This window comes from Klebsiella sp. A-Nf5 (genome assembly GCF_002810545.1).
GTDB lineage: Bacteria > Pseudomonadota > Gammaproteobacteria > Enterobacterales > Enterobacteriaceae > Klebsiella > Klebsiella variicola.
The window spans coordinates 44,388-55,629 of record NZ_PIOG01000040.1; the positions used below are offsets into that span (position 1 = coordinate 44,388).

Here is an 11,242-nt window from a genome sequence, read left to right on the forward strand (position 1 = left end):
ACTAAGATGCTTATCTAATAGATGATTTAAGATATCGTCTCAAGATCAAGATGGATTTATCAACATGACTAGAACAGAAAGACTTCTCGAACTACTACAGATATTAAGGGCACAAAGATATCCGATCACTGCATCCACCCTCTCAGAAAGACTGGGAATAAGTGTGCGATCTCTTTACAGGGATATAAAAATGCTGCAGCATCAAGGAGTATGCATTGAAGGTGGTGCTGGAATTGGTTACATCGTTAAGTCTGACTTTCATTTGCCACCCTTAAACCTTTCTCATGAAGAAATCAATGCCATTACACTTGGGTTAAATTGGGTATCTCATAATACTGACTGTAATTTCAAAATTACCGCAAAGAATGCACTAGCCAAAATACACGCCGTCATTCCTGGTGAATTAAAAAACCTTATTGAGAGTCAATCCTATCTGATCGGTCCTTCAGAAAATAATGAGATATATTTTGAAGGTGTTCGCAATGCTATTAAAAATCGCATGAGAATAAAACTAAAGTATTGTGATAAGAAGGATTGTTACTCTTCTCGAATCATATGGCCAATCGGATTGGTATACATGGAGTCATGCTGGCTTTTGGTTGCATGGTGTGAAATGAGAAATGATTTTCGTCATTTTAGAACGGACAGAATTCAAGATATTGTGCAACTTGATTCTACATATAGTGAAAGCAGAGAAGTTTTATTGAAAAAATGGAGGCTTAAAGAAGGGATCTGCGAGGAGAAAGAGTACTGACAAAAACTGTCACAGCTAATTTGTATACTAACCCAGCTGAAAGACTCAATTCTACTTCATAGGGGGGGTTATGAATTTCAAGAATAAAGTTGCTGTCATAACAGGAAGCACTACAGGTATAGGTGAGGCAGTCGCAGACCAATTACATAAGCATGGATCTAAGGTCGTTATTGTATCCCGTTCGTCAGAACAGGCTAAACAAAAAGCGAAACAATTATCTTCACAGGGACAACAAGCCGTGGGGATCGGATGTGATGTGTCACAGCCTGAACAAGTACGGCAAATGATAGATGATGTTATCAAACATTTCGGCAGACTTGATTATGCAGTAAATAATGCAGGCTTAACAGGTGAACATGGTATAAATATAACTGAGCAGACAATTGAAAACTGGGATAAGGTTATTGCAACTTCATTGAGCGGTGTTTTTTACTGCCTAAAATATGAAATACCTCAGATGATGAAATCTGGTGGCTCTATAGTTAATTTATCTGCAGTAAATGGACTGGTTGGCATTCCTGGGTTAGCACCTTACACCGTGGCTAAACATGGCATAATCGGTTTAACCCAAACCGCAGCGCTGGAGTTTGCATGTGAAGGCATTCGAATCAATGCAGTAGCTCCGGGCTATGTCCAAACCCCACGAATGAGTGAGTTCCCAGAAAATATCGTACGTAGTTTCGCAAATAGCCACCCTATGAAAAGGATGGCAAAAATGCAAGAAGTAGCAGACTTCATACTGTTTTTACTGTCAGATAATTCAGCATTCTGTACCGGAGGAGTTTATCCAATCGATGGCGGTTATTTAGCTGAGTAAAATTTCCCTAAAGCCCTTTTAAACTTTAAGAATTGCCTCGCCAAAGTCGTAGGCTAGCTGGGGTGTATAGTTAACGCTTCCATTATCAGGCCTGTGATGAAAATATTTCAAGTATGGGTTAATATTGGGATTGATGATCGGCACTCCATTTGTTCATATATCATGCCATTAACAACGTCCTCTTCTGGCACTCATGGGACGTCCAGGGCCCGGGAGTACTCCCCTGGACGCATGGTCCAGATTGATCATTATGATTTTTTATGGTTTTGTGAAGATAAGAATAACGAGAGCCAAAAAGGCTAAAATTGAAGAGGAGCACTACCATGAGCAATCCAGAAATAAAAAATAAGGGCCATGAACCTCCGGATGGTCTTCCTCGTTATCGTCTCCTGACAGGTAAGGATGACGCTAAATTTTGTCATCGGGTTTCAGAAGCACTGGCGCTTGGTTATCAACTGTATGGCTCCCCCGCCGCAACGTTTAATGGGCAGGATGTGATTGTTGCGCAGGCTATCATATGGCCTGAGGTACAGCAGAATCAGGCTTCGTAGGAATGAGTGGGCTCGCAGCGTCCGGAATCCGCCCGGTGCTGTAAATCACCGCAAGGTCTGTCATAAGGTAATTGCATCACGCATCGCGACACCTTTTTTCTTTACGCAGGCCTTCTCTTTCACTGTTTGTCAGAACTGTGGACCGCAGTAATCTCCACCCCGTGCTTTAATCAATGAGAGTGATGTCGGGTGCAAATTAAACTACCTTTCTCAACAGCAAAGGCGGGATAACCCTACCTTCGCAGGGTTTCTACGCCTGGTAATATGCCCATGACAGTCTCTAAGACCGCTTAGAGCGAGAAGCGTAAGTGAGAGTTTGTAATGATTACCAGGATGCAGAACTAAAATCGGCCGCTGATAATCAATGAAGAGCAGGTCAGGGTGACCAGCTCCCTTCCGTTTATATATTTCGGGCAGGCGAGCATACGTTTTTACTTAATACTCGTTCACTTTAAGGCTTCCTCTCTGCCGTGATACCAGGTTTCAAAAGCATCAGGGGTCATCGGTTTGGCAAAAAAATAGCCCTGAACTTCATCGCAGCCCAGCCTTCTTAAAATATCAACGGTCCTGGCATCCTCGACGCCTTCGGCCAGAACGATATAGTCGAGCTGCTTGAGGAGTGTGATAACGTTGCGAACAATAATGCGGCTGGCATTGTCGTCAGCAACCTTACTCACAATAGAGCGGTCAAGCTTGATGATGTCCATCGGGATTTGTCGCAGGTAATTAATGTTGCTGTATCCGGAACCAAAATCATCCAGAGATATTTTAAATCCGCGTTGTTTGAGCATGTCCAGGCCGATAAGTGCAGCGGGGCTTTCCAGCATCTTCTCGGTTTCCAGACACTCCACCCCCAGCAGGGCGGGATCCAGACGCGCGTCCAGCATTTTCTGTTCCAGCTCATCGCAGAAATCTGGTCTTGAAAAATCACTGGCAGCCAGATTAATCGACACAGGGAAAGAAAGTCCACGGCTTTGCCAGGCACTCAGTTGCACAATAGTGTGATCGATAACCCATGCTGTGAGTTCACGCATCAGGCTGGTCTTTTCGACCAGAGGAATAAACACACCCGGCAACACTTCGCCATTTTTAGGATGTTGCCATCTAAGCAAAGCTTCGGCTCCGGTTACACGCCCTGTCACCAGTGAGATTTTCGGCTGATAAACCAGATATAAGCCCTGGTTTTCTTGTAGCGCTTGTCTAACTTCAGTAAGAAGGCTGAAATCAGTCTTCTTACGGCTATCCAGTGCGTCATCATAAACTGTAAACCGGCGCCCCTGACTTATCCCTTCATGCAATGCGCTGACTGCACGGCGCAGTATTTCATTCGATGTCAGAGATTTATCGCAAAGCCCGGAGTCACCCATGTGAATATCAAGATCAAGGGGAACTTCAGGGGTAAGCCTGGCCTGGATCCCCTGAAGGCTTTGAGAGATATCTTCTAATGTCCGAGTTTTTTCCTTATGGGTAAAAAAGGCAAATCGTCCAACTGCCACGGCGTAGAGCGGCCCTTCTAAAGGTAGGCGGATCTGCAGCTCTGCGACCATATTACGAAGTAGATTTTCTACGGCAGTCATACCGAGTGAGCGAGCCATTTCGTAGGCTAATGGCATATCAATACAATCAATAATGACGAGCCTGAATACGCCTTCAGTTGAAACCTCTATATCCTTCAGCAGTCGCTGCCGGTTTGGTAATAGCGTGACTATATCGAGGTAGCCGACGGAGTGCCACGAGGCCAGAAAATCCGATATAAGTCCTGCAATCTTTTCAAAAAGATCGAGCTGCTCGTCTGAAAGTTCCCTGGGCTGAGTATCGAGGATACACAAGGTACCTATGGGTACTCCATCCTGGGTTTTAAGTGGGCAGCCTGCATAAAAGCGAATGAATGGATCCTCTTTCACCGCGTGATAGTCACGAAAGGTAGGGTGCAGATGAGTGTCATGACAAATGAATGTCTTACTCTGCTCCTGGGTCTGTACGCAAAATGCCTCGCTCAGGCTGATTTCAGTGACGGCAACATTTTGGGCTGATTTGATGTATTGCTTTTCTTCATCGAGAACAGAAACAAAGCCCATCGGCATGTTCAGCAATTGGCATATTAGATGAGTATATTTTTTTAACGCATCATCCCGGCCCTTGTCAGGATTTTTCAACAAGTCGATTGCCGCAAGTCTTTTACTTTCATCTCTGCTGAGATCGGTCAACATGGCAAGACATCCTCCGGCGCAATAGGCTTCTGGTTATTCCACACTCAAAGGTAGCATGCATCATTCTTCCAATGGCATATGGTAATACATACGCTGTGACCTGCATAAACTCTCACATTAAAATGTTTCCAGTTGATTGTCTCCCGGAAATGTCGCCCCCGGCCGCCCGGTAATCCATTTGCTGGTTTTGTTTGTGTCAGTAATGTCCGCTCCTGGCACAGAGTAGACTTTTGAGCTTTGCCCTGCCCCGGAAATCTGAACTGAGCTTTGACAATTATTAGGAGCCGGCTTACCTGACGTTGGCAGGACCGCCTTTCAAGGTGCTGCGGCTCCGTGGTATCAGTACACCCGATGCCGCAAACGCCTTTGCCGAAGAGTTCATGGCTGGCTACAACCGCCGTGTAGTCACGCATAGAACCTGGTTCGGGCGACATTCAGTACCCGCCACAACGTCATCACACCCCACTCAGTGCGGTGTTCATTAGTCGTGAGTAGTCTGATAGATTTTTTGAAGCGTCCGTGTCTTTGAATTAACCATTTTAGACATTTTAGTACAGTAAGATTCCCTGTTTTTTACAGCATCGAACGAATGATAATCTGCTGATTATAAAGATAAAATAAAATCAATATAAAATTTTATTGAAACTTTAAAAAAAATAACGTTACCATTTAGTACAGTTCAAAGCGATGCAAGGAATGAGCATGCCTTACCTGTTACTAACACCATCGACCCTGTTTTGGCGAAGGAATGATGTCTTACGCCATCTTGTCGTTCAGGGCACGAACCCGGTTCTTATGACAGGGGTGAAATGGGCTTTAAACGCGGTAATGCTGTATAAACGGCAAATCGGCAATGTTCAGTGGCCGTTGCCCCACCACAATGGATCGAAACTGCTGGTTTTAACGCTCCATGTACAGCTCCATTCTGTTGGCCTGCAGCCAGAATCCGCTCCAGGAAAAGCGTTTTATATTGCTGCGATCTCCCTCATCGTTCCCATTATTAATCGTCTGATTTCCCATGTGCGGCTATCGCCGCGTTACGGCCGGGAAATGCTTTCCCGAACTGCAGGTCAATGGCTGCGCCACTCTCATGGCAACCAGAGTCACGCCTCGTTGCTAAACCGATTTAGCTTTTCAGTGATGTCGATAATGGAATCGGCGATGAGTCGGGCAGAATATTGCTCTCTGTTGCGTAATATTCTGCTTACCAGTTCGCAACTTTGTCCTTTACGAAGCTGGCTTTTTATTCTAACTGGAATCGGTACTTGTTCACTCGTAAACAATCAGCGGCCTGTTGATAAATAATAATTTCATGATTTAATTAATCCCAACGGAATAGTTTATTATGTACAGGATATACTTATATCTTATTCTCGCCGCATCGGTTTCCGCACTGGCGACAGATATGATCGTTCCAGCGCTGCCCTTGTTACAAAAAGCGTTTAATACTGATTATTCAGCTATACAGTTAACCATTAGTGGTTTTCTGGTGATATACGCGGCCAGTCAGTTACTGTCAGGATTTCTCGGTGAAAAGCTGGGTAAATTACGAATACTGACGGCCAGCTTTTTGCTCTTCCTGGCGGGAAGTCTCCTCTGCTTTATGTCCGACAGCTTAGAGATGTTGTTAGCCGGCAGGGCACTACAGGCTCTGGGTGCCGGCGCCGGGCCTGTTCTGTCCAAAGCCATCGCCAAAGAGACGTTTACCCCATTAACACTCAAGCGCGCGCTTTCCGATATTTCTTCAGCCAGTGCAGTTGTTCCTCTCATTGCGCCCCTGGCTGGCGCCGCAATCCTCGGCTATCTGAGCTGGAACACGATATTCCTTGTCATGGCCCTGTTTAGCGTCGTCACCCTTTTGCTCTCTCCGCGTCGCCTCGTGTATCATGACGTGGCCACAGTATCCTCTTCTTCCGGTTTTATCACCCCTGCATTTATTCAGGGAACGCTGCTGGTTTCGCTGATCCTGAGTTCGCTGTTTTGCTATATCTCACTGTCGCCGGCCATCTTTATGCAGCAGCTTGGGCTAAGCACCATACACTACTCGCTGCTGTTCTCTGCATCCGTATTATTTTTTATTATTGGTAATCAGTTCGCAAAATTCGAGCGAATAATTAATCCATGGTTTTTGTTTGGTATTAATGCACTGTCGGTCTTTCCCTTTATTATCGGTAGTCACTCGCTGATATTGTGCATCGCCGGATCGATGATTTTCAACCTCACCCTTGGCGCCTATTACCCGAGCGCGAACTTCATCGCCCTGCAAATCAAAGGGAAAAAAACAGGTATTGCGGCGTCCGTCACCGGATTTATTCAAACAGTGAGTGCCGGTGCCATCAGCTATTTCGCCGTAAAACTGACGGATACCGGTATGGGTTTTGACAGAACCCTCGGCATGAGCACGTTAACACTGGCAATTTTATCTCTTCTGGTAGTCACTACAATGAAGGTAACACAATGGAAAACTGGCAAAAAAGGAAAATAGACAGGTCATTAAAATATCAGACCAGGGTATTTTCAGAACATATTAACGAACTGGTCGCAGTAAAAAGAGAAGGTAAGGTCATTACCCTCGACGATGGCAGAAAAATGGTGGAATTTGTCTCTTGCTCTTACCTTGGGCTGGAGACCCACCCGGCGCTGAAAAAAGCGGTTGTCGATGCCATTGAACGTTTTGGTGTGCAGGTTTCTGTCGCCAGAACGCGGGTTAAAGTCGATCTCTTTCCGCAGCTGGAAGCGCGTCTGAACGACATCATGCATGGGGCTCATACCCTCACGTTCAACGCGGTGACTCTCTGCCATATTGCGGTGCTGCCGCTGCTGGCATCCGGGACGCTGCCGCATTTTACGTTCAGTAAAAAACCGTACTTTATTATGGAGAAGACCGCGCACGCTACGTTGCAGATCAACCGCGGACTCTTACAGCAGTTTGGCGAAGTCGTCAGAATTGATTTCCAGGACAAGGCGCGGATTGAAGAGGCTTTTCGCTATGCGGCCAGCCAGGGACTGACACCGATCTCGGTATCAGACAGCGTAGGCTCAATGGGTGGTATCGCCCCTGTCGCACATATCGTTCGCCTGGCGCATCAGTATGACGGCTTCGCCTATATTGACGATGCGCACGGCACCTCTATCTACGGGGATTACGGTTCGGGATATGTCATGTCATGCCTCAACCATCGACTTGACGAGCGTATTATTATCGCCGGATCGCTGTCCAAGGCTTTTGGCTCACACGGCGGATTTATCGCCTGTCGGGAAGCTGAGACCATCAACTTTATTAAAACCTACGGTACAACCTACGCCTTTGGTGGACCACCGTCATTACCGGGGATAGCAGCATGCGTCGCCTCAGCCGATCTCCACCTGGACGGCACCGTCACAGCCCGTCAGGAGAAGCTACAGAACGTCATTCGTTATTTTGACGAAGTGTTCGGCGGGACCGAGATAGTTAACCGGGGCACAACAATGCCGATTCGGGGGATCCTGATAGGTAACGAAGACCTCGCCATTACGATGTGCAAAAAACTGCACGATCGCGGCTTCGCCACGACAGTGGCGATGTATCCAACCGTTGAGGAAGGACACGCCATTCTGCGTTGCGCATTGTCTGCGCTTCATGAGAGCGGGCAAATCGACGACTTCCATAAAAACTTCAGCGAATCACTGGCTGAAGCCACAAAATAAATAGCTACTGCCGGCCTGCTTCGTCAGGCCGCTTACGGACACTAGCTCATATGAAAGGAACAAATTTCCCGCTACGGGGAACGTCTCTTATGGTGGCGACCATTATCGGTGGAGGCATGTTCGCGTTGCCGGTTGCTTTCGTCCACGTGTGGTTTATAAAGGGCCTTCTGGTCCTGTCGGTAACAGGCATATTGATGCTGATCACAGGGTTGATCCTCGTCGACATTACGATGCGCTTTCCTCCTGGAGCCAGTTTTCATACCTTCACCCACGCCCTGCTCGGACCCGCTGCCAGCGTTATCATCGGCGTGGCTTTCTGTTTCGTACTCTATTTACTGACCTACGCGTACATATCAGGCGCAGCATCGATATTGTGTGATCTCCTCCCTCCCGATATTGCAGGCCGCAGCTGGCTGCCGATCATTTTGTTGTCGCTAACGACCTCGCTGATTCTGTGGGCAGGCGGCAAATTGCCCGGTTTTCTCCTCTCCGGCCTTATCGCTGCCAAATTCACCCTTTTTCTCCTGCTGTTCGCCGGTACCGCAGGAGGCGTAAAAGCACTCAGATTACTCGACCTCGCCGGCAGCACGCCGCTACAGTATTACCTGCCGATCGTACCGGTCTGCGTTATCGCTTTTGGATTTCATGGCAGCGTTCCCTCCCTGACAAGAATGTACCGGGGGGATAATCATCGCGCGATTCTCCGCTCTCTCTATTACGGTTTCGCCGTTTCGTTAACTGTCTATGCTTTCTGGCTGACGCTCACGATGGGCGCGCTCACGCCTCAGGCTATCCGGCATGTCAGCGATGAAGGTGGGAATATTAGCGCCTTTATTACTGCCCTCAATATCCACCGGACTACCTCTGCTACCAGTCTGATACTGGTCGCCTTTGGGTGTATTGCCGTTTTAGCTTCACTGATGTCGGCTTCAATCGGCTTAAGCGATTATCTTGAGGATACACTGAACAAAATTAACTGTCAGTATTCACGCCCGCTGGCAATATTTCTGACTTATTTACCTCCTGCAATGGCCTGTATTATTGCTCCGCAAGGTTTTTTATCTGCCTTGTCCTTTGCAGGTATATCACTGGTGTTGTGGAGTATTATACTACCCCCTTATTTGCTCATCAAAGCCAGGCGTTCAAGGCTACCTCCGGTATATAGCTTTCCGGGAAATAATTTTCTCCTGAAAATAATCATTGTTACCGGACTCATACTCTGGTTACTGATGAGTTACGCATGTCTTTAATAAAGACCTGTCTCATTCACAACTGACTTTGCAAGGAAACTATTATGTCTTTTATTACACTACGTACCGGGGTGGCTGTCGCGCTGTCATCTTTGATGATAAGCCTGGCCTGCCCGGCTGTCAGTGCCGCACCATCCGTGAATCAGGATATTCTCGTTCAAAAGGAAAGTGAATATCCTGCATGGTGGAAAGAAGCTGTTTTTTATCAGATCTATCCTCGCTCATTTAAAGACACCAATGATGATGGCATTGGCGATATTCGCGGTATCATTGAAAAGCTGGACTATCTGAAATCGCTCGGTATTGACGCTATCTGGATAAATCCCCATTATGACTCTCCGAACACAGATAACGGCTATGACATCAGTAATTATCGTCAGATAATGAAAGAGTATGGCACAATGGAGGATTTTGATAACCTTGTTGCCGAAATGAAAAAACGAAATATGCGCTTAATGATCGACGTGGTCATTAACCATACCAGTGATCAACACCCGTGGTTTATTCAGAGTAAAAGCGATAAAAACAACCCTTATCGTGACTATTATTTCTGGCGTGACGGAAAAGATAATCAGCCACCTAATAATTACCCCTCATTTTTCGGCGGCTCGGCATGGCAAAAAGATGCAAAGTCAGGACAGTACTATTTACACTATTTTGCCAGACAGCAACCTGATCTCAACTGGGATAACCCGAAAGTACGTGAGGATCTTTACGCAATGCTCCGCTTCTGGCTGGATAAAGGCGTTTCAGGCATGCGATTTGATACGGTGGCAACTTATTCCAAAATCCCGGGATTTCCCAATCTGACACCTGAACAACAGAAAAATTTTGCTGAACAATACACCATGGGGCCTAATATTCATCGATACATTCAGGAAATGAACCGGAAAGTTCTGTCCCGGTATGATGTGGCCACCGCGGGTGAAATTTTTGGCGTCCCGCTGGATCGTTCGTCGCAGTTTTTTGATCGCCGCCGACATGAGCTGAATATGGCGTTTATGTTTGACCTCATTCGTCTCGATCGCGACAGCAATGAACGCTGGCGTCACAAGTCGTGGTCGCTCTCTCAGTTCCGCCAGATCATCAGCAAAATGGATGTCACGGTCGGAAAGTATGGCTGGAACACGTTCTTCTTAGATAACCATGACAACCCCCGTGCGGTATCTCACTTCGGGGATGACAGGCCGCAATGGCGGGAGGCGTCGGCTAAGGCACTGGCGACGATTACCCTCACTCAGCGGGCGACGCCGTTTATTTATCAGGGTTCAGAGCTGGGAATGACTAATTATCCCTTCAGGCAACTCAACGAATTTGACGACATCGAGGTCAAAGGTTTCTGGCAGGATTATGTCCAGAGTGGAAAAGTCACGGCCACAGAGTTTCTCGATAATGTGCGCCTGACGAGCCGCGATAACAGCAGAACACCTTTCCAGTGGAATGACACCCTGAATGCTGGTTTTACTCGCGGAAAGCCGTGGTTTCACATCAACCCAAACTATGTGGAGATCAACGCCGAACGCGAAGAAACCCGCGAAGATTCAGTGCTGAATTACTATAAAAAAATGATTCAGCTACGCCACCATATCCCTGCTCTGGTATATGGCGCCTATCAGGATCTTAATCCACAGGACAATACCGTTTATGCCTATACCCGAACGCTGGGTAACGAGCGTTATCTGGTCGTGGTGAACTTTAAGGAGTACCCGGTCCGCTATACTCTCCCGGCTAATGATGCCATCGAGGAAGTGGTCATTGATACTCAGCAGCAGGCGGCTGCGCCGCACAGCTCATCCCTGTCATTGAGCCCCTGGCAGGCAGGTGTGTATAAGCTGCGGTAATCACCTGGGGGATTGATGACAAGTTCCCCAGACAATAGAGTTTTCCAGGTCTTTAGCACTGCTGTGCTCAGCGATAGTTGTGCTCTCCTGTGACTTCGTAAGTGCCTGTCTCATGGCAGGCATTGTCAGGTC

9 protein-coding genes are annotated in these 11,242 nt (G+C 47.1%); 8 read left to right on the forward strand and 1 reads right to left on the reverse strand.

Going from position 1 to position 11,242, the window contains the following annotated elements; translation table 11 throughout:
• Window positions 1–64: 64 nt before the first annotated feature.
• The 3 genes from CWM53_RS05045 (at window position 65) to CWM53_RS05055 (ending at window position 2,122) form a co-directional block, all read left to right on the forward strand.
• A complete protein-coding gene (locus CWM53_RS05045) occupies window positions 65–754 on the forward strand; it encodes a helix-turn-helix transcriptional regulator (protein WP_100730231.1) in 690 nt (229 codons plus the stop codon).
• 70 nt (window positions 755–824) lie between these two features.
• Window positions 825–1,571, forward strand: coding sequence for an SDR family NAD(P)-dependent oxidoreductase (locus tag CWM53_RS05050; protein ID WP_021462587.1), 747 nt, complete (start codon window positions 825–827; stop codon window positions 1,569–1,571).
• Between the two features lie 323 nt (window positions 1,572–1,894).
• Complete coding sequence (locus CWM53_RS05055) at window positions 1,895–2,122, forward strand: DUF1737 domain-containing protein (RefSeq protein ID WP_012542191.1); 228 nt, start codon at window positions 1,895–1,897, stop codon at window positions 2,120–2,122.
• A gap of 446 nt (window positions 2,123–2,568) precedes the next feature.
• Here CWM53_RS05055 and CWM53_RS05060 read toward each other — a convergent pair whose 3' ends face one another.
• Window positions 2,569–4,332 carry an EAL domain-containing protein gene (locus CWM53_RS05060; RefSeq protein WP_100730230.1) on the reverse strand — a complete coding sequence of 588 codons (1,764 nt, stop codon included), beginning with the start codon at window positions 4,330–4,332 and terminating at the stop codon, window positions 2,569–2,571.
• Between the two features lie 702 nt (window positions 4,333–5,034).
• Between CWM53_RS05060 and CWM53_RS05070 the strand changes: the two genes are divergently transcribed.
• Genes CWM53_RS05070 through CWM53_RS05090 form a run of 5 tightly spaced genes read left to right on the forward strand, consistent with a single transcriptional unit; the run spans window position 5,035 to window position 11,110 of the window.
• Entirely contained in the window at window positions 5,035–5,637 is a 603-nt protein-coding gene (locus CWM53_RS05070) for a hypothetical protein (protein ID WP_175295250.1), read from the forward strand.
• A gap of 40 nt (window positions 5,638–5,677) precedes the next feature.
• Entirely contained in the window at window positions 5,678–6,817 is a 1,140-nt protein-coding gene (locus tag CWM53_RS05075) for an MFS transporter (protein WP_100730228.1), read from the forward strand.
• Window positions 6,790–8,019 carry an aminotransferase class I/II-fold pyridoxal phosphate-dependent enzyme gene (locus CWM53_RS05080; RefSeq protein ID WP_100730227.1) on the forward strand — a complete coding sequence of 410 codons (1,230 nt, stop codon included), beginning with the start codon at window positions 6,790–6,792 and terminating at the stop codon, window positions 8,017–8,019. Before CWM53_RS05075 ends, CWM53_RS05080 begins: the two co-directional genes overlap by 28 nt.
• Window positions 8,020–8,069: 50 nt before the next feature.
• Window positions 8,070–9,269 (forward strand): aromatic amino acid transport family protein, encoded by a 1,200-nt coding sequence (locus CWM53_RS05085; protein WP_100730226.1) that lies wholly within the window; start codon window positions 8,070–8,072, stop codon window positions 9,267–9,269.
• A 44-nt stretch (window positions 9,270–9,313) separates the two neighbouring features.
• Complete coding sequence (locus CWM53_RS05090) at window positions 9,314–11,110, forward strand: glycoside hydrolase family 13 protein (RefSeq protein ID WP_100730225.1); 1,797 nt, start codon at window positions 9,314–9,316, stop codon at window positions 11,108–11,110.
• Window positions 11,111–11,242: the final 132 nt, after the last annotated feature.

Excerpts from the sequence above, each read along its gene's own strand:
- CWM53_RS05045 (WP_100730231.1), top strand. The coding sequence starts at position 65 with ATGACTAGAACAGAAAGACTTCTCGAACTACTACAGATATTAAGGGCA.
- CWM53_RS05060 (WP_100730230.1), bottom strand. The coding sequence starts at position 4,332 with ATGTTGACCGATCTCAGCAGAGATGAAAGTAAAAGACTTGCGGCAATC.
- CWM53_RS05070 (WP_175295250.1), top strand. The coding sequence starts at position 5,035 with ATGCCTTACCTGTTACTAACACCATCGACCCTGTTTTGGCGAAGGAAT.
- CWM53_RS05050 (WP_021462587.1), top strand. The coding sequence starts at position 825 with ATGAATTTCAAGAATAAAGTTGCTGTCATAACAGGAAGCACTACAGGT.
- CWM53_RS05055 (WP_012542191.1), top strand. The coding sequence starts at position 1,895 with ATGAGCAATCCAGAAATAAAAAATAAGGGCCATGAACCTCCGGATGGT.
- CWM53_RS05085 (WP_100730226.1), top strand. The coding sequence starts at position 8,070 with ATGAAAGGAACAAATTTCCCGCTACGGGGAACGTCTCTTATGGTGGCG.
- CWM53_RS05090 (WP_100730225.1), top strand. The coding sequence starts at position 9,314 with ATGTCTTTTATTACACTACGTACCGGGGTGGCTGTCGCGCTGTCATCT.
- CWM53_RS05080 (WP_100730227.1), top strand. The coding sequence starts at position 6,790 with ATGGAAAACTGGCAAAAAAGGAAAATAGACAGGTCATTAAAATATCAG.
- CWM53_RS05075 (WP_100730228.1), top strand. The coding sequence starts at position 5,678 with ATGTACAGGATATACTTATATCTTATTCTCGCCGCATCGGTTTCCGCA.